The sequence below is a fragment of the Yersinia sp. 2545 StPb PI genome, assembly GCF_052217125.1.
GTDB lineage: Bacteria > Pseudomonadota > Gammaproteobacteria > Enterobacterales > Enterobacteriaceae > Yersinia > Yersinia enterocolitica_E.
The window spans coordinates 895,780-920,207 of sequence record NZ_JAZGPY010000001.1 but is presented as its reverse complement, the minus strand read 5'-3'; the positions used below and the strand labels follow the sequence as shown (position 1 = coordinate 920,207).

The window sequence follows — 24,428 nt, the reverse complement described above, 5'->3', positions numbered from 1 at the left end:
ATTACTCGCCAAACATTACAAGTATATTTCAGGAGATTACATCATGTATCACTGCGTGTTAATAAGCGAAAATTATGAATAGGATGCCCCTGGGATTGTTCAATCAAAATAGTATTTTCATCTAATTTATAGAAAACAGGGTAACTTATTGCATAGGGTGTATTAAGGAAATCATATAAACAATTATCGTCATTATTATATATTGATAGAGATAACACATCACCGATAAAAACTCCTTTACTCGCATCAACCACACGAAAGACAATATTACGCCGTGCTTTCAAATCATGATTTTCACCATACACATCGGCAGATGAGTTTATCTCTCTTCCCATAATATTAACTCTGGAGTAAACATGATAAGTGTTAGGTGAATGATTAAAACAATAGTTAACCTCCCAATAGCCTTCAATCTCTTTCATTGGGTGAATATAAGAATATATACGCCCAGCGCCATACCCTAGCCCTATTGATATAAAAACACTAAAGATCAAAATAAATATTATTTTCGCTCGCATATCAGCTCCCCAGTTTGATATTTACAAGCAATATACTCCCCCTGTTTTGTTTTCTTTAAGTAAACGTAGGGTGCCTTGCGGTATGTGGATAAGAAAACTTCATCTAGCGTGTTATCCAAACCTATCAATATAGGCATGATTGTAGGATGTAATATCTTAATTGTATGGGAATTTAATGTCACATATAACGAAGTAAAAAAACAACTTATAAACACTGCCAGTAAAACAACTTTATAACGAAAACCAACGCCGGATAAAATATATTTATTATTTTTAACAACATCAAGACAATCTACTCCTCCCCCACCACCTCTTTCTTTTTCTTTTTCTTTTTCTTTTTCTTTACTTGAAATAAAAATCGGTTTAATACCAATGCAATATCCTTTTTTGGGGATAGTCGTCACTAATTCATGTGCTTTATCATCTAATGCATTACGCAAGTTACTAATTGTTTGTGTTAGTGTGTTATCTGTTACATAGCTACCTCCCCATATCTCCTTCTCAATATCATCGCGGGTGAGAGAGTCTGGATAATTATGGCATAATAAAGATAACACTTCAGACTCTTTATTCCTCATTTTTATGAAAGAACCCCCTTTATTGATTATTCTCTTTTGTGGAGTAAAGAGAATATCTCCAATCATTATTTCATCCATTTCCTTCCCCACATGGTAGTCATCACTAAATAAAATAGCAGAAATAGTGTTACCTGACAGTCTCCTTCAAACATTAATAAAGTTAAATTCGTTAGTTTTAAGCGAAAAATGATAGAGAACATAAGAATCAATAGCAAAGGTGAAAGTCTATCAATAAATATTGATAACCAACAAAAAATATCCACCATGAAAATTACATTTTTGAGATATTATTAGTAACAATGAAAAATCAAGAAGGTGAATGATCATAATGAAACTCAGGGTGATTTTATTTTTCACACCAATTATTTTTGGATGCCAAACACACAAAAATGAAAATTTAACTCAAAAAATAAAAATAGAACAATTAACTGCATTAACGGCTGGGATGCGTTATCTAAAAGAAATATGTGGTATGGAAAAGTTACCAAGTGAAGAGAAAATAGTGAATAGTGCCATAACTATGATGAATTCTGATAACTCTCTCAGTTTACAGCAGAGTAGTCATTCGCGGTCAGAACTAACAGAGGTAAGATATGAAAAATTAAAAAATGACGGTATGAATAACGATTACAAATGTAAAGAGTTGAGCGAAATATTAAATAAATTCATTATTAAAATAAGCTAATAACCTCCCCTAGAAATAGATGAGCCACACTAGCCAGACAAATATAAGGGCCAAAGGCGATGTGTTTTACTTTCTTCTTTGACAAGAGAGAAATCACCATAGAGATAATGATACCTAAACTAGAGGATAACAATATCAACATGGGTATTGCTGATACACCAAACCAAGCTCCCATAGCTGCCATTAATTTAAAATCACCATATCCCATTCCCTCGACACCCTTAAATAACTTAAATAACCAATAGGGTAACCACAAAAAAACATAACCCACTACAGCACCTAGCACTGCAGATGACAGAGAACAAAAAACATTGTTTATATTAAAAACAAGTCCTATCCATAATAATGGTAATGTAATACAGTCTGGAAGTAAGTAACAATCAAGATCGATAAAAGACAACGTAATCAGCGACCAAATTAAAAGTAAACAGGCAACTGTTGAATAATCGCTTTCAGCCCAAAAGGCAACAAGTAAGGTTAAAATAGCCGTCAATAACTCTACAATTAGATAACGAGGATTAATTCTCTGATGGCAGCACCGGGATCTACCACATAATAATAACCAACTGACTACGGGGATATTGTACCTAATAAGTAACTGGTTATTGCAATTTGGGCAAAATGATTTTGGAAAACATAAATTAATGTTGTCTTTGAGGCTATCATCCTTAATTCGTCGACTGACGACCCTATGTTTGGGTGCAGTAGCAGAAAGCATAATTGGTAGCCGATAGATAACAACATTCAAAAAACTCCCTATGCATAGCCCAACAACAGTATAAAATAAAACACCGACCAGACTATAAGTATCAATCATAATTTAATTATATTCCTTTTGATTCTCGCTTTACAAAATAAATATTCCCCATTACATACTCACCACTTTCACTGTCATTACGATAAATATTCACATCACTAATATAAATATTATAGTAGTGAGACATAAAATGAATCACATCTAGTACGTTATAAAATTTAACCCCATCAAATTTTATAGCAGCAGTTCCATCGGATAATGTCGATATCTGCAAGATGTTATTCCCGCCGTTAAAAATATTAATAATCTCTTTATCAAATTTGTCATGTGAATAATAATCATGCCATACCTTATACTGCCGACGTAGATTTAGATTTAGATTTTTAGATTCTGTAGAATAATGAAGAATTTCATCCCTTAATAGCACCTGTTTCTGCCGTAATATATTACAATCCACCAAAATTTTAATTGTATAAAGTACCACAATAACCATCAATAAGAATGATAGGATGGTTCTTAATTGCCAAAAATAGTATAGAATAGAATGTGAATTTAACTTCATGGTGTATTATTAAAAATAATATCATGCGTACTATGGCCATTGGCTATTTTATTTAAAATCACTCCTTTAAGACTTTCATTTCCTTCGTTTAATTCAAGTGCTATAGCATCAGGTTCACTTGTGGAGATATTATATGACATCATTTGTGTATCTCTATTAAAATTAACACTATTTACATGCAAATTAAACCTATCAATAACAACACCTGATTTGTGCATTAAATCAAGAAAGCTGGTTTTTGATAACATATCTCTATGATGACCGATGTAATCATTAAAATGACTTATATCATCAATGTCACTTTCATTAACTGGAAAAAAAATTAGTATAAAAATATGTAGATTCTACATTTAGCATATCAATATCCTTCATTATTTTATATCTATCAACCCCATAATTTAGGCATACAAAAATAGATAGAAGCAAACACAGAAAAATAGGTTTAAAAATAGGTTGGCACTTAATAATTCTTTTAAAGAAATTATTATACTTACCGCAGAGAAGATTAACATCAGTATGAGCGACATTTTCAGCCATAACTCGGAGCACATAGCAATATTGTGTTGATTGCCAATTGATAGCTTTACTGCTAGCCGGATAAAAGGTATTTATATGAACAGATGACAACCTTGAAGCATATATTTTTTCTAATATTTCACTACAAATTGAAAAGCCTGACATTTCACTATCTCTGATCAACCATTCATGGTCTAATTTTACCGCAAACCATTGTCCAAGACTAAATGGTAGAGCCAATACATCAGGCACAATAGTTTTTGCAGTGATATCAGCATCCTTTAACCATCCTATCCAGCGATTCATTAATTGATGTTCGACAGCGGCTACATAACAGAAATCATCATCACATTTTAAATTAATAGTATGAAATTTATCTATATCATCCACAATTGATTCCTCAAGTAAAAAAGAAATAACTTTCATATTTTTACTTGTTGCCACTCCTTTGATATCAATTCGTCTGAATATTATACAACTTGCTGGAACTAATATTTTAACGGTATATTTAGGATCTAATTTTAGATTTTTAATTTCAGTATGACTCTTGAGTTTACCATAACTACTCTTTTTACCATCATGCGTTTTGATATACCAATAAACAGAATCGTGCTCATAATTCCCGAGTCTAATCAGTAGAGTAGCCCGAGAGGCAACACTATTCATTATATGGTTCGCCAATACCATACATCCGCTGCACTACCGTAACTTGTTTCTTTTTAATATGAAGGAAGTTACTTAATTGATAATATTCATCCTTACCATCAAGACCAAATGATAATGAGATAAAATACTCATCTGTTGCAAAGTTTGACATGGAAATATCTCTTATCTTTTGTCTATCATTGATTGCCACCACTGAATTATTTAACATCGAATCAAAGAAACTTTCAACATTACCCCAGCCAGTTGCTGGTTTGGATAATATAACCCTGACAATATCTTCTTCACTAAGAGTATTCATGAGCATTGCCTGAACGAGCTTGGCATGTTGTATTTCAAGCGTATTTATATTAACTAATAATACGTTGTCATTTCTAGTACAGATCAGTGGTGTCAGTTGTAAAAGTAACTTATTACTATAATCGGGTAAAAAAACAGCTAAGTCATCATTGGAATTAGTATACTTTGGCCTAAGTATTGAACCAGTATAGATATTATATTTGTTATTTTCGCAACAATCACGGTTAATAAAACCAGAGATATATTCCATAATATTATTTATTTCTTCTTTTCCTCCCCCTGAATTAATTAACATATTTTTAAAAACCGTCCTGGCATAAGATTCCACTGTATTATTGCATGACTTATATTTAATAGAGTAAATGTTTAAGCAGTTAGTTCTATCAACCAAATTATAATATATATCATTCTCGTTTATTTTAATGGTTTTGGGATGGGTCAAACTGTGACCTAACTCATCACCTATATATTTAGAATTTAATAGAGGCCCAATGATTCTGTTTAACATCTCACCTTCACTTTCTAATAATATCCATTTCTGTGACTTTCTTATTTCACTTATCTTAAATAGATTATACAAATCAGACCAGTGATAAAGTGACGTGAAAGCCATTGCGCTAATCAATAATAGAATAGATAATACTAGCAATAGTGCAGCACCATGCTGTGTCTCTAAACTATCCACAATTATAAAACTCCACTATTCAATAAAATAATAACTCGTCTTACCATGCCAATACCTTCCAATTCTATGGTAAATTCAACGGCGTGAGGTAAGACAACGTCGCTCCGCCACTCATTTAGCCATTTTCTTTCATGATATATCTGCATTCTAAATGCTGAGACTCCATCTATAGCATCTAAAATCTTGTATTCCGGATCTGCTATGCAACCAATTTTTGTATAAGATAATTTTTGTAAAACTTTATTTTTCAACCTATAGCCTATACTTTCTGGCATATAGTCAAAATCGTATTTTAAATTATCATTATTATTTAGTAAGAAATAAACCCCAAAATCATCACTTCCCAAAAGCCACTTCCCTATTTGGAAGGAAACGCCTTGGTAATCATTTGAAATAAAATTTTGATATGTTATCGCGTGAGATATATCATCTTGAAGTTTTTCTATTACTTGGTATATTCTATATAATACTTTTGCCTTACTACTCGCGGCGGCACTTCCTTTCGCAATAACAATAACAGCCTGATAGATAGTTAAACTCATCATGGTAAAAATAATAACAGCAAGTAGTACCTCTAACAATGTAAAGCCATAAGATAAACGTTTAGTCATTAGTAATCCGGTGTCTTTGTACTATATAATTAGGATGTTCGCTATTTTCCTGACTACGAATTTCAACGATAACTTCATGATATCCTTTACTATGATTATATACTTCCTTCGTTTGCCAATACCAAAATTGGTTAAGCATAAAATGACGTCCCTTCGCCAAATCTCCGCTTTGTGTAACATTCATTATTTTAATTTCAGCTAAAACGTTATCTGCAACCCAAGAAGATGCCATCTTATCTTCTAACGCTTTGGTCAAAATTAATTGTTCACTAATATTTTTCATAATGCTGATACCCGCAATAGCAAAAATAGCTAATGAGATCATAACCTCTAACAATGTAAAACCTGTATAATATCGCAAGTAATTACCTATGCGTTGTCGGGACTCAAGTTACTACGTATATCTGTTTTAATTATGATGATACACTCCAGTTGCCAATATCATCTTCACTACCTATTTCTCTATCCGGTCCTGCAGAAAATATATCTATCTCTCCATTCTTTCCGGGATTACTCATTTGGTAAGCGTTTCCCCACGGATCTTGCGGTAATCGCCGAATATAACCATATTGAGGATAAATTCTCGGGATGGGTACCTCTGTTGGTTTGACAACCAATGAATGAATACCTTGTAACTCTGTAGGGTAATGGCCATTATCCAACTTATACATGTCCAATGCATTTTCTAAAGCAACAATATCGCTTAATGTCTTTTGCCGGTCAGCTCGGTTTTTATTAGACATCAGACTGGGTATCGTTAAGCTAGCCAAAACACCCAAAATCATGATAACCACCATAATTTCCAGCAATGTAAATCCATCCGATTTCGTCTCCTTCATCATCCATCCTCGATATATATTATGAAATTAGGCTGTTAATCTGCAATATTGGTTGAAATATTGACAAAACAATAAAAAAGATAAATGCAGCCATGAAAATCATTATTGCTGGCTCTAGTATTGTTATAAATATATTTATCTTAACCATCAGTTCATCTTCTTGGACAGCAGTCACTTTTTCCAACATAACATCCAATGTCCCAGTTCGTTCACCTGATGCAATCATATGTATTATCATAGGTGAGAATACTCGGCTAATAGTTAAAGAAGACGATAGACTACTGCCTTCGTTAATTAACTTAGCGGTGCTTTTTAACTGTGATTTAATATATTCATTTGTCAATGCAGAGTTGCTTATTTTTATTGCCTGGATTAAATCAACGTTATTTCCGTTTAAAATAGTTAATGTTCTTAAATAACGGGATATGTTCAACCTAATAATTACCTCTCCAACCAGAGGGATCTTCAAATAATAATATTCAAAGAGTTTATTTACCTTCTTTATTTTCAATATTCTATTAATTACAATTAACACAGAAGAAATTAACATTAAAATAGTCAATATGTTATTTTTTATCACGTTGCTAACTGTCATGAGAACTTGTGTAGAAAAAGGCAATGCATTACTCTCTAAGTAAAACTGCTCTACTATATTAGGGACAACTACCGATAAAAGGATAATAATCACACTGAGAGACATTAAAATTAGAATAATCGGATATATAAGTGTTTGTCCAAGTTTTCGTTTCACTTTCTGCGCTTGTTCTATATGGTCTGCAAGTCGAGACAACACCATACCTAAATGCCCCGATAGTTCACCAGCAGTGATCATTGACCTATATAATGGATTAAAAACATTTGAAAAATTTGAAAGTGAATCTGAAAATGAATAGCCTTCTATAATCTTCATCCTTATGTCATATATTATACTATTCATTACATTCATTTTATTTTGCTTCTCGATAATTGCCAATACTTCGTCTAATGGTATTGCTGCATTCACTAATGTCGACATTTGTCGAGTAACTAACACAAGATCATCATTATTAACAGTGTTAAAGTACTTCATTACTCTTGTAAAATAATTTAATTTTATGATATTAATCTTTAATAAATACCATCTTCTTTGATAGATAATATTCCTGGCAGCCAACATACTTTCGGCATCAATATTACCTTTTATTTTCACTCCGTCATTATTGATAGCGACATATTTAAATACAGGCATGCTTGTCCTCTAAGCTTATCCTGACCACTTCTTCAATTGTTGTTAAGCCAGTCATAACTTTTGTTCAATGCTGCGTATAGTTTGCTGCGCCAACTGGACAAGATCATGCTCACTATAGCCTTTATAAATACCTTCCCGTAAGCGATTATCAACAACTAAGAGCTCATGCAAAGCTATTCGCCCGCGATAACCGGCCGCATTACATTTGTCGCAACCTATCGCACGATGCGTATTTCCTGCTATGGTCATTCCATAATTTATGCCCAAGCTGTTTAGTTGCTCCGGCATAAATGTATACTCTTGCCGACACTCGATACATAGTCGGCGCACCAAACGTTGAGATAATACTGCCAATAATGAGCTTGATAGCATAAAGGGTTCGATCCCCATATCTCTCAGCCTGGTTACAGCACCAACAGCACTGTTAGCATGTAACGTTGATAAAACTAAATGGCCGGTTAAAGAGGCTTGTACTGCTATTTGTGCAGTTTCCACATCTCGTATTTCGCCAATAAGAATAACATCAGGGTCCTGTCGCAGTATTGCTCTTAGGCTTCGAGAGAAAGTCATGCCAATTTTTGAATGAACCTGTGTCTGAGATATACCATCAATATCAAACTCGATGGGATCCTCGACAGTCATAATGTTCCTTTCACCTGAATCTATTCCCATTAGAGCTGCATAGAGTGTAGTACTTTTGCCTGCACCCGTAGGGCCAACAATCAATATAATACCATGAGGCTTGAGCACCAGTTTTTTCATCAAGCCATAGTTTTTTGCTGACATATCTAAAGATTGTAAGTCCAACTTAATACTGCTTTTGTCCAGTAAGCGCATAACTACGCGCTCACCATGATTTGACGGTAGAACAGACACGCGAACATCTAAAACTCGCCCGGCCAAGTTCAGTGCAATACGTCCATCTTGGGGAATACGCTTCTCTGCAATATCTAATTTCGCCATAACTTTAATCCGAGAAACTAATAATAGTGCTACACTGTGTTTCAGTTCTAATATATTTTTTAATACTCCATCAATACGAAATCTGATAGCCAGTTTTTTTTTCGAAAGATTCTATATGGATATCTGACGCTAAATTTTTAATTGCTTCTGTTAAAATGGTATTGATTAGTCTTATTACTGGAGCCTCATTATCTGAGTCCAATAGGTCTTCACTGTCAGACAATTCACTAGCAAATGAATAAATCGCGATCTCATCACTTATTGCATTCATTATTTTATGTGACTGCATTGAACTATTTTGATACGTGGCCGTCAGAGTATTATTAAACTCATCATCAGTAACAAAATCAAGGCCCATAGGTTGATAGGCGACTCTATACCCTTCAAGTATTGCCTCAAGCGAAGCTGAATGGCGGCATATAATTTGATATCCATTTTCTACTGGGAGTAAGATAACACCATTATCTTTAGACCAATTCAATGTTAATGGTACTAACTTCTTCTCATCTTGGTTCATAACTCAATCCCTACGTCACGGTAAAATGCCCTTATATCCTTTTTAAGTTTATTGAAATCATCATGATTTCTTTTTTCTCCCCCCCTCTCCTTATAATACTTTAGAGCACTATTTATAAAAGGCTTATTTGTATTCCCATGATTATATTCAGTGTATTTCTCTGCGGTCACCAAGTTATAGTCATTTGTTTCCCTGAGTATTGTTGGCTTAATGAATAAGATAAGGTTACTTTTTTCAATTTTCTCTTTTTTCTGCCTAAAAAAACCACCAATAAAAGGAATATCCCCCAAGATAGGAACTTTATTTACTGTTTTATTTATCTTTTTATCTAATAGCCCACCCACAACAACCGTCTCACCACTTTTTACCAGAACTGCATTATTAACGACTCTCTTGTTAAAAATAGAGCCTAAATTATTAGCAGTGACGTCAGAACCGTCAGCAATACTTGATACCTCCTGTCGGATTTCAAGAAGAACCGAATCACCTTTGTTTATCTGTGGTTTCACTTTCAACATGACACCAACATTTTGCCTTGAGATTGAGTTATAGACCCTATCTGTAGATGTTGTTTGTGTCGATGTCAGTACAGGAACCTCTTGACCTACATTAAACTCAGCCTCCATATTATCCAACGTGACAATACTCGGTGTTGCCAGAATATTATTATTTGAATTAGTTGCCAGGGTAGTAAATAAACCACTCCAGTTACCTTTATAAAAGCCTGCAGTTAATCCTGTAATTGCCATGGGCAGTAGACCGTCACTATTATTTCTTGTCCTTCCTGAGTTTGGGATAAAGTTGACCCCACCAGAAAATTTATTTTCCCATTGTATGCCAAGGTTTAATCCCTCTCCATTTTGGGTCTCAACTATGATGGCCTCGACCAAGACTTGAGCTCGTCTGATATCTAACTTTTCGATAACCAAGTCTAACTCTCTCATCATTTTCGGTTCAGCTGTAATGACCAAAGCATTTGTTTGATCATATGCCTTGATGGCAATATTTCCACTCTGTTTCTTGCCTGTCGAGTTTGTTTTTTTGTTACTGAGAAAACCTTGGCTAATGCCAGTTAGCACCTCCAAAAGTTTCGATGCTTGAGCATATTTCATATATATAACTTTTGTGTTTCCATAACTATTCTGTTGATGGTCAAGCTCCTTTATCATTTTAATGGCTTTTTTTCTGATATGGCTATCACCACTCACCAATACAGAGTTAGTCCTATCATCAGCAATCATTCTTCCTAAATTGAATGGCCCTTGTTTGTTGGAAGTTGTTTGATTTATGATTTCATTGACTAGTTTAGTCACATCAACAGCATTAGCATGTTTCAATTTATAGTATTCAACATCTATATCTCCGGCTTGGTCGAATGTATTGATTATCGAGTACAAGCGGTTTACTACAGCAGCGCGTCCCGTAATTAATATAGTATTTGATGGCTCATAGTGAATAATATTACCAGATTCAGAATTATCATTTAATTGGCGCAATAGTGGGGCAAGACTCTTGGCAGAGATATGTTTAAGTGGGAATATTCTATTGATAAGTTCATCCCCATAAGCTTCCCCCGATTCTCTTAGTGTAGGAACAACTGAACCTTTAGCTCGTTTTGATGGTATTACCTTCAAGATATTATTAGGCATTACCACTACGGTATATCCGTAAACATCGAGTACATTAAGAAAGAATTGATAGTATTTATCTTGATCTAATAGTTCATAACTACGGACGCTAACCAAACCTTGAACTTTAGGATCTATTATTATAGTTTTATTGATATTCTTGCTTACTGTATTAATAAACTCTTTTATATCTGCATCTTTGAACAGCGCAGAGAAACTTTCACTATTTACACCTAGTGGTAAGAAAACTAGCACTATAGTTATTTTTGATAGTGTCAGTGATGTGATTTTAATAAAATAACAAAATATACGACCATATGCCAAGAAGACATTATTGATATGCATTCACACTCCCCTTACATTTTAATTCAGGGCGTACTCACTCCAATATAACCAGTGAATAATAAACCTCATCATCACTAATAATTACTTTATCCTTAAGTATTTTTACAATAATAACACTATTAGTACCGGCTACTTTATCATGAGTAAAGTAGGTTTCTTGTGCCACGCCAGAGTCTATTATGGCGATAGATTTTGACTCGTCTGCATGTTCGAGTATACCAACCAGTTTCAGCCTCCCCATATACAAAGGAGCATTAGCTATATCGTTAGTAACATTGTTTTTTTGTATGTTATCTTTAATGCCCTTGCTAAATAACTTTAACCTTTTGATCTCTTTTATCATTATTTCTTTATTTTTTACCTTATCATTCTCACCATTGTAACCTTTATATAATATTGGAACTGGCATTTCATTTTGACTTGACACTGCATTAATAAGCATTCCTAGGAAATATAAAATAAGTAAGATTAAGAGCACATCTAGCAAATTTATTTTATTACTAAACAGAGTTTGGCTGGGTGTTATAACTATCTTCTTAAAAAATGATAACACCCTAACCTCTCATTTATAATGAGGAAAACACAGATGTGACAAGTCTATTTTAGTAGCCAATAAACCTATCATTCATTTTGTTTGATACCATATTTTTTAATATCCCTGCATCTAATCTAAGACCGTATCTGTTTATGGTTTTAACAATGCCATCAGGTATCCCTGCACTTTTTAAATGTGCTCTAAACTTATGTATTAATTGATGATAATTATTATCTGAAATACTTTTATGATTTTCATACCATACTACTTTTATGATATCTTGTTTACGGTTGACATCACTAAATAAACACATTACCAATCTCTTTTGTTTTTCATTAATATCAATTGTTAGCTTTTTAGTATGAAAATGAATCTTGTTCATACAGCAATCCAGTGATATCTCTTTTTCATAATCAATCACTCCTTTCCCATTGACATCAATAAATTTACTGCCAGAGACAACAGAGACTGTATCGACATACATAAATAACCCCTCAAATACATTCACTCGGTTAATAAAGACCAATCACATACAACATTGATGTGATAAGAAAACAAGTGATTATTATTACTTTTGTTTAATGAATAAAACAAATTAAATTATATATTATAATTATATTTTATATTAAACGATAATTTAATACATATATATAATTCTTAACTAATAAAGTCACCAGATAATAATTGATCAAGTCAATAATTAGACAAAAACCATTAATCATGAAAATGCATTATTCATAGTAATAAGATAATACAGCATCATGATGGTATCATTCTTATTGAAAATGTTTGAAACTTGTTTTATTCATCCCAAAAGAAACATGCAACCACAGAGGTTAAAATACAATAAAGGCGAAAAACTTCAAGAGATAAATACCATTTAACAATATGAAAGCAAGTTATTTACTTAAAAACAAAATTATAACAATTATATGCTTTGCCTTTACAAATATTCATATACTTATTTTATGCACCCGCGATTCAATTTAAAAAAATAATCTTTACTAGACACTCTGCTATCAGACGTTGATTATAACACCGTCTCATTTATATAAGCATAAATACTATTCTTAGCCAAGCAGGTGTGTGTAATAAAAAAAATAACAGGATATCTAATTTAATACCCTATCAGAAGTAATTATTATTCCCCTTGACGTTTATCAAGGGGAATGGGATAGAATTAAAGCAAACATATTACATAATGAACTCGACCACACCACCATTTAAGTTGTACATGCTACCTACTATTTTTACTTTCCCTTCTTTTTCTAAGTTTCTAATTATTTCGCTATTTTTACGTATCTCATCTATGGTGTGTTTGACATTATTCTTCGCTACAGCATCGACGTATTTTTCATTTTTACTGCTTTTCTCTCCATCAAATTGCGTCGACTCAATTGCTGGCTTAATCTTATTAAGCAGACCAGTCAGGTTGCCAAGTTCAACGTTATCAATAGCTCCCTTGATTGCACCACAAGCCGTGTGCCCCATAACCAGGATGACTTTAGCTCCCGCAGCAGCACAAGCAAATTCCAGGCTACCTAATAAATCATCATTAGAGATGTTACCGGCAATTCTGGCATTAAAGGTTTCACCGATCCCCGTATCCAGCACTATCTCTGCTGGTGCGCGGGAATCAATACAACTCAAAATGACAGTGGTAGGGAACTGCCCTTCTGCACTACTGCGTTTTTGTGCAAGATAATCATGTTGTTGCATTTTACCAGAAACAAACCGCTTATTGCCCTGTTTTAAACTCTCAACTATTTGATCTGGCGTTAACTTATCACGTTCTTCTCTGGTCATAGCCGCTGCATATGATATTTGGGGTAGCCCCAAACCAATCCCACCGATGACGCTCGCAGCAGTGATACCCAATGCAGCTTTTAGTACATTCCGTCGGCTATTCGGGTGGTTATCTTCTGAACAACAACTTGGTATTTTACTCATACTCTCTCCTTGAAACTATTGTTGCCATTTTTGTTACTGCCGAATTAGTGAGCAGTCTTTTAAATGTAGTACATACAACTTGTATTACGCGACTGCCAATAGTGGAATTGAGAAAAAATAGGATCTTCTTGGCACGACAATAATCCTAGTCACTCCTTGCCCTTGAGGGCTTGATGATGGTCTCTCATCCATTGGGCCAACGAATCCAATGTTGGCTGTAATGTTTTGCCCAATGACGTAATTTCATATTCAACACGTGGGGGAACTTCGGCATAGATCTTGCGATAGACCAAACCGCGTTGTTCAAAAGCACGTAATTGCCGGGTAAGCTCTTTTTGGGTGATAGGCGCAATTGCCCGCTGCAACTCACCAAATCGGATAGGAGCCGCAGTGACGATCAAACGATAAAGAATTGGGATAGCCCACTTCCCCGCGATAAGTTCGACAAATTGCACCATCGGACACTTTTCTTCCACAATCGAATTGCCCGGCTCTAATTTATTTTTTGCTGTCAGCGGCTGATAGGTTGTCATTGCTTTCCTGTTGCATCATTAGTATCCAATTGGTACCTACTATACTTTAGATACTTTTGTATTAAAAATGGTCTTCCATTGCTATTAATGAGAAGACTCACCATGAATCGTTTAAATGATAAATATGCACTAATTACAGGAGGAACCAGTGGCATCGGGCTGGAAACTGCTCGTCAATTTCTGGCTGAAGGTGCAACCGTAGCAATCACGGGTAGAAATAGCGCAGCCTTGCAGGCCGCATATGAAGAGCTTGGCGACCAAGTTTTGCTGCTAAATAGTGATGCCAGTAATATTGCCGATCAATATCAGCTAGCGACAAAACTTACCCTGGTTTGGCCACGTCTCGATATCGTCTATATCAACGCAGGCGATGTTACTCATCGTTCGATAGAAGAGTGGGATGAAGAAAGTTTTGAGCGAGTATTATCAACTAATCTGAAAGGCCCTTTCTTCCTGTTACAAGCACTGTTGCCACTGCTGGCTAACCCTGCCTCGGTGATTCTTTGTGGCTCCGCCAGTGTTCATATCGGTTTACCGCAAAGCAACGTTTATGCCGCCAGCAAGGCGGGGTTACTCTCTCTTGCGCGAACCTTGTCAGGCGAGTGGGCAGACAGAGGAATCCGGGTCAATGGCTTGAGTCCTGGGCCGACACAGACGCCGGCACTGCAAAAACTGGGATTATCCGGCAGTGAACAAGAGCACCTTGCTGAACAAATCCGCCAACTGGTACCGATTAAGAGAATGGGAACATCTAGTGAGATTGCACATGCTGCGGTCTTTCTCGCCTCAGATGAATCCAGTTTTATCGTCGGAACAGAATTACGGGTAGATGGAGGCGTCAGCAGCCTTTAAATACCTTATCTAACAAGAAAATTAGTCACTTACTGGGCATATTGTCTTCATAATAAATTGGGTGCAGATTGGTGACTATTGCTAAATAGCACACTAATGTGAGGTGACACGATGAAGGCTGCAATAGTAGAGGCATTGGGTGAAGCGCCGGTTGTGGGGCAGTTTGTGGAGCCAACACCGCTGCACGGTGAAACGGTGATAAATGTTGCGGTTGCTGGTATCAAACAACTTGATCGCGGTATCGTTAAAGGCACCCATTATTCCAGCCCGAAAACATTACCTATCGTTCCTGGTACTGATGGTATCGGGCATTTACCTGATGGTTCACGTGTTTATTTTGCTTCATTTCGCCAACCTTTTGGTGCCATGGCCGAACGCACAGTAGCATCCTGGTATGTTCCGGTTCCGCCAGAAGTTGACAATGCGACTGCGGCAGCCTTGATTAACCCGGCATTGGCTGCCTGGTTACCGCTTTCCTGGCGGGCCAAGATCCAACCGGGTGAATCCGTGCTTATCCTTGGTGCGACGGGCACCTCAGGCAAACTGGCCATCGCAGCAGCACGTCATTTAGGGGCGGGCAGAGTCATCGCCGCCGGGAGGCGTCAGGATGTATTGGCAACACTGGGGGCCGATGCCACAGTAGACCTGACATTGCAGGGTGCGGAATTGACGCAGGCATTTACTCAAGCGGCGGGTCCCGCTGGGTATAACGTGATTGTGGATTATATCTGGGGGCCTGCTACCGAGGCTCTCTTCGCCGCACTGACCCATCATGACCTTGCCTCTCATGCTGGTGGCTCTGATCAAGGCATACGTTTAGTCAATGTTGGTTCCATGGCATCTCCAACACTACAACTCCCCGCCGCGGTGTTACGCAGCGCAAATTTGCACATACTGGGTAGTGGTACAGGTAATTTCCCAGCGATCCCTGAATTAAAACAAATTGTTTCAGATATTTTCGTTCTGGCGGCACAACAAAAGCTCGCTATTGAGACCCAGCTTCATTCACTGGATGATGTCACGGCAATCTGGGATATCAATAAAAACAGCGATATCCGCTCGGTGCTATCCATCGGATAATATCTGAGATAGAAAGAGCAAAATACGGGTTGGCCGAAATGGGCACAACCCGTGCTATCGCATTAAGATATCTGCAAGAAACGATCGAGCTGCCTGCGCAGTTGGTCATTTTCTTTCTTTAGCTGCTCAACCCTTTCCAGCAATGTTAGGGTCATTGCTACACCAGACCAGTCCAGATCCAACTCATTTTGTAGCCGCTGGGCGCGTTGAAGGCAACTCAGTGCATCAGCGTCAAAAATCCAGACGCTGTCAGCAGGCTCAAGTGGCACAATCACACCCAACCCGACCACCTCGACCAGTTCATCCTGCATTATTCCTGTTGACTGACATAATTCAGTCACGGTATAGGTGATTTCTATTTCAGCCATAATCTGTTACTCCCACCCGGTGCGAGGATTAAACGATGCCTGATCTGACAGTTGTTGCCAGAGCGCTCGCATTTTCTCGTCCGGTTTTGGCGGCATCACTACCTTGAGGATCGCGTACAGATCGCCGGTGCCTTTTTTGCTGACTAGCCCCTTGCCTTTGATACGCAATTTCTGACCACTTTGGCTACCTGCCGGGACCGTTAACGTTATTTTGCCCGTCAGTGTTGGCATCTCGACATTGGCACCTAATGCTGCTTCCCATGGGGCTAACGGCACCACTATTTGCAAATTCTGACCATCAACATCAAACAATGGATGCGGCGCAATACGAATAACCAGGAATAAATCGCCATTGGCTCCCCCGGCAAAACCCGGTGCACCCTGCCCTTTAAGACGAATACGCTCGCCATCTCCCACACCCGCAGGAATTTTCACTTTTAGCGTTTTGGCGGTCTCCGCTCCCGGATACCCCGAAGCATCAACTGTCGGTATTTTATAAGAAATAGAACGCGTCTGTTCCGCTAAAGTCTCTTCTAAAAAGATGGGTAACTCCATCTCAAGATCCTGGCCGCGTACACCGCGAGGTGATCGCTGAGAGGTGTGATGAGCGGAAGCACCACGGTTGGCAAAGAAAGATTCAAAAAAGTCTGAGAAATCTTGGGAACCGGCACCCGCACTGCTGTGCCATTGTTGATTACCTGAATTATAGGCAGCCTGTTGCTGTGTAAAACGCGGGTCATTACGGTGTAGCCTTAACTCGTCGTATTCGGCGCGCCGTTCAGTATCTTTTAATACCTCATAGGCCTCAGCGACCTCTTTGAACTTACTTTCAGCATCGGGTTCAGAGCTGACATCCGGGTGGTATTTACGCGCTAACTTGCGATAGGCCGTTTTAATATCTTTCAGGGAAGCGGTTGGTTCTACTCCCATCACGGCATAATAGTCTTTAAATTCCATGCGGTAATATCCTTAAATTCAATGTGCTATACCCAATAGATTTCAAGGTGCAGGAAGGTGGCAAGAAAAAGACAAATCGGTAGTGAACCGATTTGAACAACGTTGATACTCGCCCCGTCAGGTGAGCCTTAATCAGGCTCACTAATCCCGATCATGCTCACTCACGACAACTCAGTGATTAGGGGGACAAATCTGTCGGGAGCAGATTTGAACGCTGCTTGCAGCGGCCCAGAGGCAAGTCCATGAATGGGCCAAGTAACGGGAACAGCCAACCCACCTGCATTCTGAAAGATGACGGGTAAGATATAAGATATCCCCATCTGACTTATATAAAACTCATTTATGCATATTTCTCTCTTTGCCCGCCGTAAACAGTGCAAAGCTAACTGTAAACTATAGCGGTAATTGCTATTTTATGAGATAGACATTGATGATTTTCCATACTAATAATTACAAATCATATAACTGATCCAATGGCTTATTTGCCGTAGACATCACTCTTTTCTGATTGACCTGCTTGACCGAAGCACGAGCCACTAATTTGCCCTGCAATAAGGTATTACTGAAGGGCGCATCTGGGCGTAATAAGCGTCGTTGCAATAACTGTATAGCTTCAGCCCCCAACTCATCTCGGGGAACATGCACCGCCGTCAGTGGAACATCATGAATCTCTGCCAGATTAAAACCATCCATACTCATAACGGATACGTTATCAGGCACGTTCATGTTCAGTTTATTCAATGCATTAACCGCACCAACCGCCATATAGTCCCCCCCGGCTAAAATGGCTGTCGGCAGTTGGCTCTTATCTTCACAACCTATGATAAAAGCGGTTAACGCTTGCTCAGCCTCTTCCGCGCCAAAGCCATGAGTGGTAATCAGATGCTGCCCATCATCAAAGCGCATATTGTTATCGGCGAAAGCCTCTTTTATTCCCACCAAGCGCAGTTCCATTGTGTTGCGGCGTAAACATTGCAGGGTCAGAATGCGCCGATGCCCTTGCTGTATCAAGTAGTTGGCAGAAAACTCACCAATCAGTTGGTGGTCTGGCGACACACTATCCAATGACATTTCTTTGTCACGGCAATTAATTAACACCGACGGCTTATGCACCCCAGCTGCTAATGTATGAATGCGTGGATCGTCGATACCAATAATGATTGCTGCTTCGGTTTGATATTGGGTTATTTTTTCCAAAAATAACCCAATATCACAGTGAGTTTCGGATAATCCACAGTAGCGAATCATGACTTCATGTTGGCTGACCGCCTCAATAATCCCCTGAATAACTTTGTAGTAAAAAATATCGGTACGTACATCAAAGGCGCGATGAGGAGCAAATACCATAATATTATTTAGCATCAACCGCCCGCTGGACAAATTCTGCAATATCCCCTGCGACTGCGCATACGCCATTACCTGCTGTTTTGCTTTCGCACTGGTATTGGCTTTACCGGCTAATACTCTCGATACCGTGCTAATTGAAAGGCCAGTCTGATTAGCAATTTCTTGTATTTTTAGCTTTCCATTCATTTTGTGATCTCTCTCAAATTAGCAAATGAAAAAATTCTCATAGCCGGTGAATAGCTTATTCAGGCCGTTATTCAATATAAATGCTGAAATATTGCCCAGCTTATGAAAATCCTTTCAAAAAAATGCGTATTAAAGCCAATTTAAGCTAGCTACCTTGTTTTGGTAAACCAATTTTAAAAACTTATCAGTCCGGTTAACTTTGATTAAACATACAAAAAACAAATATTATCAATAAGTTGAGTTTTTTAAATCGAGTTTAATGTGAACGGAGTCACATTAAAACTCAGCGTAATCTTAATAACCGAGAATAGATCATACCAAAACAATAAGTTGGTCCGGTTAATTTACTGCCGACTAACATCAGGAGGCTGGGATGAGTGTTGAGATTAATCAATCCGCTAAAGTTGTCGAGCGGCGAAAAATAAAATCATTACGCTGGTGGATGCTGGCACTATTTCTACTCGGGGTCACCGTTAACTATATTACCCGTAACTCTCTGGGTATTCTGGCCCCTGAGTTAAAAACCAGCCTGAATATGACCACTGAACAATACTCGTGGATTGTGGCGTCTTTTCAGTTGGCTTACACCGTCTTCCAGCCACTCTGCGGTTGGCTGATTGATGTCATCGGCTTGAAAATGGGGTTCCTGATCTGCGCCAGTGTCTGGGCGGTGGTATGCATGATGCACGCAGGGGCTGGTACCTGGTTTCAATTGGCGGTGCTGCGCTTCTTTATGGGTAGTGCTGAAGCGGCGGCAACACCGGCAAACGCCAAAGCGATTTCTGACTGGTTCCCGAAAAAGGAACGCCCCATTGCTGCTGGCTGGGCGGGGGTGGGGTTCTCTATTGGTGCGATGTTAGCCCCACCAATTATCGTATTGGCTCATGTGGCTTTCGGCTGGCAAGGTGCATTCTTATTCTCCGGTGCTTTGGCTATGGTTTGGGTTGTGCTGTGGTGGCGTTTTTATCATTCACCTGACACCCATCCAAACCTGAGTAAGGAAGAGTTTGAACTGATTCACCAAGACAATGAACCGGTACTCCCTCGACTGCCTTTCCTTAAATCATTGGCTATTCTGAGTAAGAATAAGAAATTTTACGGTATCGCTATCCCGGCATTTTTAGCCGAGCCAGCATGGGCAGTATTTAGCTTCTGGGTTCCACTTTATTTGGCAACCGAGCGGGGCATGGACCTGAAACAGATTGCCATGTTCGCCTGGCTCCCCTTCCTGGCGGCAGATATCGGCAGTGTTGCCAGTGGCTATTTAACCAAACTCTACCAAAAATGGTTCGGTTGCAGTCGTATCAACTCAGTGGTTGCCAGCTCCGTAACCGGTGCCTTTATGATGGTTTCACTGGCCTTTGTTGCCATCACCAAAGACCCTTATCTGGCTATTGCTTTAATCTCTATTGGTGGCTTCGGTCATCAGGTTATCTCTTGCATGCTCAGTGCGTTAGTAGTTGATTCTTTTGATAAAAACCAAGTGGCCACCGTCAATGGTCTGCGCGGCTCTTCCGCCTGGATTGCCAGCTTCCTGTTTACTTTATTGATTGGGGCCGTATCCGACACCATTGGCTTTAACCCGCTGTTTATTGCTATGGGTTTCTTCGATTTGATTGGTGCTGTGTTCCTGGTTGCCCTGTTTGCTGAGCGCCGCAATAAAACACAACCGGTTGCCTGATGCTATTAACCCGGCAACGGTGCACCCGTACTGTTGCCAGAAAAAAGATGAGCTGTGATGAAAACATTAAAAAACTGGCAGTTAATAAATCAATATCCCGACCATTTGGAATTACTGGTCGATGATCATCATATATTTTGTCTGTATATATTAGAGCAAAACCTCTGCCGTGTGCTGATTAAAAAGAATGGTGAACTGGCCTTAAACCGCACCTGGAGCATTGCCCCACAAGGCGATGTGCCATGGTCTGGCCGTGACCGACTTAGCCTGGACGGTTTCTCCATCCCAGGTTATCAATTGGAACACCATGAACAACAGTTGATAGTCACCACTGAATGTTTGCGAGTGACCATTTATCAACCGCTATATCTGGCATGGGAATATAAAAATCAGCACGGCGAGTGGCAGCCACTGGCGGCGGATCGGCCCACCAGCGCTTATTTACTCAGCCCCCATGGAGAAGCTATTGCTCACTATCAGCGGCGATATCCCAATGAGCAATATTACGGATTAGGTGAAAAGGCCGGTGATCTTAACCGTGCGGGTCGCCGCTTTGAAATGCGCAATTTAGATGCTATGGGTTACAACGCCGCCAGTACTGACCCACTCTACAAGCATATCCCGTTTACCATCACTCGCCGTGATGATGTCAGCTTTGGTCTTTTTTATGACAATTTAAGCAGTTGCTGGTTAGATTTAGGGAATGAGATTGATAACTACCATCTGGCCTATCGCCGCTATCAGGCTGAAGCTGGCGATCTCGATTACTATATGTTCCTCGGCCCGAAAGTGTTGGATGTCACCAAGGCATTTGTCCGCCTGACCGGCAAAACCAAATTTGGCCCCAAATGGAGCCTTGGGTACAGCGGTTCAACCATGCACTACACCGATGCTCCCGATGCACAGGTGCAATTGCAAAAATTCATTACACTCTGTCAGCAGCATGATATTCCTTGCGACTCTTTCCAGCTCTCATCGGGCTATACCTCAATCAACAACAAGCGTTATGTTTTTAACTGGAATTACGACAAAGTGCCGCAGCCCAAGGTGATGAGTCAGGCTTTCCTGCAAGCGGGCATTAAGTTAGCCGCCAATATTAAACCGTGTCTATTACAAGATCACCCACAATATCAGCACGTTGCCGAACGCGGATTATTTATTCGTGATGGCGAAAGCGGGTTGCCAGAGCGCTCTTCATTCTGGGATGATGAAGGCTCCCACCTTGATTTTACCAATCCGGCAACCGTGGATTGGTGGCAGGAGAATGTGACCAAACAACTGCTGGAGATGGGGATCGGTTCTACCTGGAATGATAATAATGAATATGAAGTGTGGGATGGTGAAGCGCGCTGCAATGGATTCGGTGAATCTATCGCTATCAAACATATCAGACCGGTAATGCCTTTGCTGATGATGCGTGCCTCAATGGAGGCTCAACAAGCATTTGCACCAGATATACGCCCGTATTTAATATCACGCTCTGGTTGTGCCGGTATGCAACGCTACGCCCAGACCTGGAGTGGTGACAACCGTACCAGTTGGCAAACGCTGCGCTATAACATCCGCATGGGGCTGGGGATGAGCCTGTCAGGGTTATACAACCTCGGCCACGACGTCGGTGGTTTTTCGGGTGACAAACCCGAAGCCGAGCTATTTATTCGCTGGGTACAAAATGGCGTGATGCATCCACGATTTACTATTCACTCATGGAATGACGACCACACGGTAAACGAGCCCTGGATGTACCCTGCTGCCACGCCGATGATTCGTGATGCTATGGCGCTGCGTTATCGGTTACTGCCCTATTTTTACACCTTACAGTGGCAGGCCACCCATGATGATGAGCCTATGTTGCGCCCTACTTTCCTCGATCATGAGCACGATAGTCGCACGTTTACAGAAAATGACGACTTTATGCTGGGTCGCGACTTGTTAGTTGCCAGTGTGCTAGAAACCGGACAACGCCTGCGGGAAGTGTACTTACCTGATAATAGCCAGCCTGATAATAATGGCGGCTGGTATTGTTTCCACACCGGCCAATGGTATGGCGGCGGGCAAAAGATCATCCTTGATGCGCCACTGGAGCGTTTGCCACTATTGGTACGAGCCGGCGCAGCGCTGCCGCTGTCACGCCGCATCGCCTTTGTTAATGCCAAGTTGGACTCACAACGCGAGTTGGCACTCTACCCCACCAAGGGCGCGGGGCGATCGAGTGGAATGCTGTTTGAAGATGATGGCGAAAGCCACCGCTGGCAGCAGGGCCATGCATTGTGGCTGAGTTGGCAGGTGACTACCGATAATCACCGTATTGATATCACCTTTGCGCGCACCGGCAGCTATCAACCGGCGTGGCGTGAATTATCCGTTAGCCTGCCCGCAAATGAATATCGCAAGTTGTATATCAATGGTGTCGCCGGTAACGTATTGCAATTAAGCCAGTTAACTTAACCCACTGATAGCCAATAAAGAAACGGGTTCCATGCCAGAACCCGTTTTTTTTCCATTGATAACCTACCTGACTAGCGCAGCAGTTTTAACGCGCCAGTCAATGATCGAATCCATTTTTCTGGCCCGACCAATCCCAAACCATCGAGCTGTTCATCACAGAGAGAGTGTTGCGGGAACGCATCTGCATAATCCTGAAAGCTGTGCATTGCACGCGCAAATGCCGGGAAAGGCACAATTGCCCGTTCATTGGTCGCCGCCAATGCTTTCAACAACACCTCTCTCATCTGCGAAGCATTTGCCTGTAAAATAGGTACCGGTAATTTTGAGCTAACATCAATTTCTTTCCCCCCTGAATCGGACAACATTGTCCCCGCCAGTTGCGGAAATTTTGCTGCTAAACCAATCCCTACCGCGCTGGTGGTATTGGCAATTAAACCAACAGGGAGTTCAGGGTTAACCATAATCGCGATCCGCATTTGCTCTGCCACAGCCACTGTCCTTTTACCGATAATATTTGCTCATAATCATATCCCTCGCTGGCAGGTAAGTGCTTTCTTTTATCACCTGAATTCAGCTAATATTGGTAATACATTCCCAAATAAAATAACAATCAGGTAGAAAATGCCATCATCACTCATAACACCGGCAGATATTAAAATACTGAAACAGTTACAGCATGCTGGCCGTATGACGAACCAGGAGCTGGCCGATAAAGTCGGGATGGCAACCTCCCCCTGCTGGCGGCGGGTAAAGCAATTAGAAGAGAGCGGAATTATTACCGGTTATCAAGCCAATATCGATCGACGAAAAATTGGTTTGGGAATCTTGGCATTTATTCGGGTGAAAATTGACAGCCACAGTGAAGAAGAAGCCAAGCTATTTGAAATGCAGGTAGGGGAGTTAACGCCGGTTATCGCTTGCTATGCTGTCGCTGGAGATGCTGACTTCCTGCTGCAAGTGGTCGCGGAAGACCTCGATAGTTTCTCCACTTTCGCCATGTCAGTTATCCGCCGATTATCGGGCATTAAAGAGATGCAAACCACCTTCGTCCTGCGCGAGGTAAAACCACTCGATCATTTGCCGCTGGAATAGATAA

26 protein-coding genes and 1 pseudogene are annotated in these 24,428 nt (G+C 39.7%); 6 read left to right on the top strand and 21 right to left on the bottom strand.

The features are described from left to right. Nucleotides 1-41 precede the first annotated feature (41 nt). Nucleotides 42-518 (bottom strand): hypothetical protein, encoded by a 477-nt coding sequence (locus V1955_RS04010; protein WP_083162827.1) that lies wholly within the window; start codon nucleotides 516-518, stop codon nucleotides 42-44. Further along, nucleotides 503-1,174 (bottom strand): winged helix-turn-helix domain-containing protein, encoded by a 672-nt coding sequence (locus tag V1955_RS04005; RefSeq protein WP_442820564.1) that lies wholly within the window; start codon nucleotides 1,172-1,174, stop codon nucleotides 503-505. Before V1955_RS04005 ends, V1955_RS04010 begins: the two co-directional genes overlap by 16 nt. Nucleotides 1,175-1,424: 250 nt before the next feature. Here V1955_RS04005 and gspS point away from each other — a divergent pair, with 250 nt between their 5' ends. Next, the gene (gene gspS / locus V1955_RS04000) at nucleotides 1,425-1,781 is read left to right on the top strand and encodes a type II secretion system pilot lipoprotein GspS (protein WP_442820563.1); all 357 of its coding nucleotides are present in this window, start codon (nucleotides 1,425-1,427) and stop codon (nucleotides 1,779-1,781) included. On the opposite strand, the gene V1955_RS03995 is transcribed toward gspS, so the two are convergent. The 15 genes and pseudogenes from V1955_RS03995 to V1955_RS03925 all read right to left on the bottom strand — a co-directional run bounded on the left by V1955_RS03995 (nucleotide 1,768) and on the right by V1955_RS03925 (nucleotide 14,413). Then, nucleotides 1,768-2,598 carry a prepilin peptidase gene (locus V1955_RS03995; RefSeq protein ID WP_442820562.1) on the bottom strand — a complete coding sequence of 277 codons (831 nt, stop codon included), beginning with the start codon at nucleotides 2,596-2,598 and terminating at the stop codon, nucleotides 1,768-1,770. The two genes, gspS and V1955_RS03995, sit on opposite strands and share 14 nt — an antisense overlap. A 7-nt stretch (nucleotides 2,599-2,605) precedes the next feature. Further along, nucleotides 2,606-3,100, bottom strand: coding sequence for a hypothetical protein (locus V1955_RS03990; RefSeq protein WP_442820561.1), 495 nt, complete (start codon nucleotides 3,098-3,100; stop codon nucleotides 2,606-2,608). Next, on the bottom strand, nucleotides 3,097-3,348 hold the full coding sequence (locus V1955_RS03985; protein WP_442820560.1) for a hypothetical protein: 252 nt from the start codon (nucleotides 3,346-3,348) through the stop codon (nucleotides 3,097-3,099). The genes V1955_RS03990 and V1955_RS03985 overlap by 4 nt, the downstream gene beginning before the upstream one ends. Before the next feature lie 58 nt (nucleotides 3,349-3,406). Beyond that, complete coding sequence (gene gspL / locus V1955_RS03980) at nucleotides 3,407-4,282, bottom strand: type II secretion system protein GspL (RefSeq protein WP_442820559.1); 876 nt, start codon at nucleotides 4,280-4,282, stop codon at nucleotides 3,407-3,409. Then, the gene (locus V1955_RS03975) at nucleotides 4,275-5,264 is read right to left on the bottom strand and encodes a type II secretion system protein GspK (RefSeq protein ID WP_442820558.1); all 990 of its coding nucleotides are present in this window, start codon (nucleotides 5,262-5,264) and stop codon (nucleotides 4,275-4,277) included. Before V1955_RS03975 ends, gspL begins: the two co-directional genes overlap by 8 nt. Nucleotides 5,265-5,266: 2 nt before the next feature. Beyond that, the gene (gspJ, locus tag V1955_RS03970) at nucleotides 5,267-5,875 is read right to left on the bottom strand and encodes a type II secretion system minor pseudopilin GspJ (RefSeq protein WP_442820557.1); all 609 of its coding nucleotides are present in this window, start codon (nucleotides 5,873-5,875) and stop codon (nucleotides 5,267-5,269) included. After that, nucleotides 5,868-6,236 (bottom strand): type II secretion system minor pseudopilin GspI, encoded by a 369-nt coding sequence (gene gspI / locus V1955_RS03965; RefSeq protein WP_083162809.1) that lies wholly within the window; start codon nucleotides 6,234-6,236, stop codon nucleotides 5,868-5,870. The genes gspJ and gspI overlap by 8 nt, the downstream gene beginning before the upstream one ends. 52 nt (nucleotides 6,237-6,288) lie before the next feature. Further along, a complete protein-coding gene (gene gspG, locus V1955_RS03960) occupies nucleotides 6,289-6,714 on the bottom strand; it encodes a type II secretion system major pseudopilin GspG (protein WP_083162807.1) in 426 nt (141 codons plus the stop codon). A gap of 19 nt (nucleotides 6,715-6,733) precedes the next feature. Beyond that, entirely contained in the window at nucleotides 6,734-7,942 is a 1,209-nt protein-coding gene (locus V1955_RS03955) for a type II secretion system F family protein (protein WP_442820556.1), read from the bottom strand. Continuing rightward, nucleotides 7,929-9,422, bottom strand: a pseudogene (locus V1955_RS03950) (GspE/PulE family protein). The gene V1955_RS03955 and the pseudogene V1955_RS03950 overlap by 14 nt, the downstream one beginning before the upstream one ends. Continuing rightward, nucleotides 9,419-11,395 (bottom strand): type II secretion system secretin GspD, encoded by a 1,977-nt coding sequence (gene gspD, locus V1955_RS03945; RefSeq protein WP_442820555.1) that lies wholly within the window; start codon nucleotides 11,393-11,395, stop codon nucleotides 9,419-9,421. The pseudogene V1955_RS03950 and the gene gspD overlap by 4 nt, the downstream one beginning before the upstream one ends. Before the next feature lie 34 nt (nucleotides 11,396-11,429). Next, nucleotides 11,430-11,948, bottom strand: a complete 519-nt coding sequence (locus V1955_RS03940) for a type II secretion system protein N (RefSeq protein WP_372569573.1) — start codon at nucleotides 11,946-11,948, stop codon at nucleotides 11,430-11,432. 49 nt (nucleotides 11,949-11,997) lie between these two features. Continuing rightward, nucleotides 11,998-12,414 (bottom strand): winged helix-turn-helix domain-containing protein, encoded by a 417-nt coding sequence (locus V1955_RS03935; protein ID WP_083162799.1) that lies wholly within the window; start codon nucleotides 12,412-12,414, stop codon nucleotides 11,998-12,000. A 710-nt stretch (nucleotides 12,415-13,124) separates the two neighbouring features. Continuing rightward, nucleotides 13,125-13,880: a carbonic anhydrase gene (locus tag V1955_RS03930; protein WP_083162797.1), complete on the bottom strand. Its 756-nt coding sequence runs from the start codon at nucleotides 13,878-13,880 to the stop codon at nucleotides 13,125-13,127. A gap of 149 nt (nucleotides 13,881-14,029) precedes the next feature. Continuing rightward, a complete protein-coding gene (locus V1955_RS03925) occupies nucleotides 14,030-14,413 on the bottom strand; it encodes a winged helix-turn-helix transcriptional regulator (RefSeq protein ID WP_083162795.1) in 384 nt (127 codons plus the stop codon). A 102-nt stretch (nucleotides 14,414-14,515) separates the two neighbouring features. On the opposite strand from V1955_RS03925, the gene V1955_RS03920 reads away from it, so the two are divergent. Together V1955_RS03920 and V1955_RS03915 are read left to right on the top strand one after the other, a co-directional pair. Further along, the gene (locus tag V1955_RS03920; RefSeq protein WP_083162793.1) at nucleotides 14,516-15,265 is read left to right on the top strand and encodes an SDR family oxidoreductase; all 750 of its coding nucleotides are present in this window, start codon (nucleotides 14,516-14,518) and stop codon (nucleotides 15,263-15,265) included. Between the two features lie 111 nt (nucleotides 15,266-15,376). After that, nucleotides 15,377-16,345, top strand: coding sequence for a quinone oxidoreductase family protein (locus tag V1955_RS03915; protein ID WP_420072887.1), 969 nt, complete (start codon nucleotides 15,377-15,379; stop codon nucleotides 16,343-16,345). Between the two features lie 62 nt (nucleotides 16,346-16,407). Here the strand turns inward: V1955_RS03915 and cbpM are convergent, their stop codons facing one another. The 3 genes from cbpM to V1955_RS03900 all read right to left on the bottom strand — a co-directional run bounded on the left by cbpM (nucleotide 16,408) and on the right by V1955_RS03900 (nucleotide 19,203). Next, entirely contained in the window at nucleotides 16,408-16,713 is a 306-nt protein-coding gene (cbpM, locus tag V1955_RS03910; protein ID WP_083162789.1) for a chaperone modulator CbpM, read from the bottom strand. A gap of 6 nt (nucleotides 16,714-16,719) precedes the next feature. Next, on the bottom strand, nucleotides 16,720-17,670 hold the full coding sequence (gene cbpA, locus V1955_RS03905) for a curved DNA-binding protein (protein WP_083162787.1): 951 nt from the start codon (nucleotides 17,668-17,670) through the stop codon (nucleotides 16,720-16,722). Nucleotides 17,671-18,120: 450 nt separating this feature from the next. Continuing rightward, complete coding sequence (locus V1955_RS03900) at nucleotides 18,121-19,203, bottom strand: LacI family DNA-binding transcriptional regulator (RefSeq protein ID WP_442820554.1); 1,083 nt, start codon at nucleotides 19,201-19,203, stop codon at nucleotides 18,121-18,123. 373 nt (nucleotides 19,204-19,576) lie between these two features. Here V1955_RS03900 and V1955_RS03895 point away from each other — a divergent pair, with 373 nt between their 5' ends. Together V1955_RS03895 and V1955_RS03890 are read left to right on the top strand one after the other, a co-directional pair. After that, on the top strand, nucleotides 19,577-20,884 hold the full coding sequence (locus V1955_RS03895; RefSeq protein WP_083162785.1) for an MFS transporter: 1,308 nt from the start codon (nucleotides 19,577-19,579) through the stop codon (nucleotides 20,882-20,884). 57 nt (nucleotides 20,885-20,941) lie between these two features. Then, nucleotides 20,942-23,332, top strand: coding sequence for a TIM-barrel domain-containing protein (locus V1955_RS03890; RefSeq protein WP_442820553.1), 2,391 nt, complete (start codon nucleotides 20,942-20,944; stop codon nucleotides 23,330-23,332). A 71-nt stretch (nucleotides 23,333-23,403) separates the two neighbouring features. Here V1955_RS03890 and V1955_RS03885 read toward each other — a convergent pair whose 3' ends face one another. Next, on the bottom strand, nucleotides 23,404-23,826 hold the full coding sequence (locus tag V1955_RS03885; protein WP_372569576.1) for a DUF2000 family protein: 423 nt from the start codon (nucleotides 23,824-23,826) through the stop codon (nucleotides 23,404-23,406). A gap of 127 nt (nucleotides 23,827-23,953) precedes the next feature. Between V1955_RS03885 and V1955_RS03880 the strand changes: the two genes are divergently transcribed. Further along, nucleotides 23,954-24,424, top strand: coding sequence for an Lrp/AsnC family transcriptional regulator (locus V1955_RS03880; protein WP_083162779.1), 471 nt, complete (start codon nucleotides 23,954-23,956; stop codon nucleotides 24,422-24,424). Nucleotides 24,425-24,428: the final 4 nt, after the last annotated feature.

Excerpts from the sequence above, each read along its gene's own strand:
- V1955_RS04010 (WP_083162827.1), bottom strand. The coding sequence starts at position 518 with ATGCGAGCGAAAATAATATTTATTTTGATCTTTAGTGTTTTTATATCA.
- V1955_RS04005 (WP_442820564.1), bottom strand. The coding sequence starts at position 1,174 with ATGGATGAAATAATGATTGGAGATATTCTCTTTACTCCACAAAAGAGA.
- gspS (WP_442820563.1), top strand. The coding sequence starts at position 1,425 with ATGAAACTCAGGGTGATTTTATTTTTCACACCAATTATTTTTGGATGC.
- V1955_RS03995 (WP_442820562.1), bottom strand. The coding sequence starts at position 2,598 with ATGATTGATACTTATAGTCTGGTCGGTGTTTTATTTTATACTGTTGTT.
- V1955_RS03990 (WP_442820561.1), bottom strand. The coding sequence starts at position 3,100 with ATGAAGTTAAATTCACATTCTATTCTATACTATTTTTGGCAATTAAGA.
- V1955_RS03985 (WP_442820560.1), bottom strand. The coding sequence starts at position 3,348 with ATGTTATCAAAAACCAGCTTTCTTGATTTAATGCACAAATCAGGTGTT.
- gspL (WP_442820559.1), bottom strand. The coding sequence starts at position 4,282 with ATGAATAGTGTTGCCTCTCGGGCTACTCTACTGATTAGACTCGGGAAT.
- gspJ (WP_442820557.1), bottom strand. The coding sequence starts at position 5,875 with ATGACTAAACGTTTATCTTATGGCTTTACATTGTTAGAGGTACTACTT.
- gspG (WP_083162807.1), bottom strand. The coding sequence starts at position 6,714 with ATGAAGGAGACGAAATCGGATGGATTTACATTGCTGGAAATTATGGTG.
- V1955_RS03955 (WP_442820556.1), bottom strand. The coding sequence starts at position 7,942 with ATGCCTGTATTTAAATATGTCGCTATCAATAATGACGGAGTGAAAATA.
- gspD (WP_442820555.1), bottom strand. The coding sequence starts at position 11,395 with ATGCATATCAATAATGTCTTCTTGGCATATGGTCGTATATTTTGTTAT.
- V1955_RS03935 (WP_083162799.1), bottom strand. The coding sequence starts at position 12,414 with ATGTATGTCGATACAGTCTCTGTTGTCTCTGGCAGTAAATTTATTGAT.
- V1955_RS03930 (WP_083162797.1), bottom strand. The coding sequence starts at position 13,880 with ATGAGTAAAATACCAAGTTGTTGTTCAGAAGATAACCACCCGAATAGC.
- V1955_RS03925 (WP_083162795.1), bottom strand. The coding sequence starts at position 14,413 with ATGACAACCTATCAGCCGCTGACAGCAAAAAATAAATTAGAGCCGGGC.
- V1955_RS03920 (WP_083162793.1), top strand. The coding sequence starts at position 14,516 with ATGAATCGTTTAAATGATAAATATGCACTAATTACAGGAGGAACCAGT.
- V1955_RS03915 (WP_420072887.1), top strand. The coding sequence starts at position 15,377 with ATGAAGGCTGCAATAGTAGAGGCATTGGGTGAAGCGCCGGTTGTGGGG.
- cbpM (WP_083162789.1), bottom strand. The coding sequence starts at position 16,713 with ATGGCTGAAATAGAAATCACCTATACCGTGACTGAATTATGTCAGTCA.
- cbpA (WP_083162787.1), bottom strand. The coding sequence starts at position 17,670 with ATGGAATTTAAAGACTATTATGCCGTGATGGGAGTAGAACCAACCGCT.
- V1955_RS03900 (WP_442820554.1), bottom strand. The coding sequence starts at position 19,203 with ATGAATGGAAAGCTAAAAATACAAGAAATTGCTAATCAGACTGGCCTT.
- V1955_RS03895 (WP_083162785.1), top strand. The coding sequence starts at position 19,577 with ATGAGTGTTGAGATTAATCAATCCGCTAAAGTTGTCGAGCGGCGAAAA.
- V1955_RS03890 (WP_442820553.1), top strand. The coding sequence starts at position 20,942 with ATGAAAACATTAAAAAACTGGCAGTTAATAAATCAATATCCCGACCAT.
- V1955_RS03880 (WP_083162779.1), top strand. The coding sequence starts at position 23,954 with ATGCCATCATCACTCATAACACCGGCAGATATTAAAATACTGAAACAG.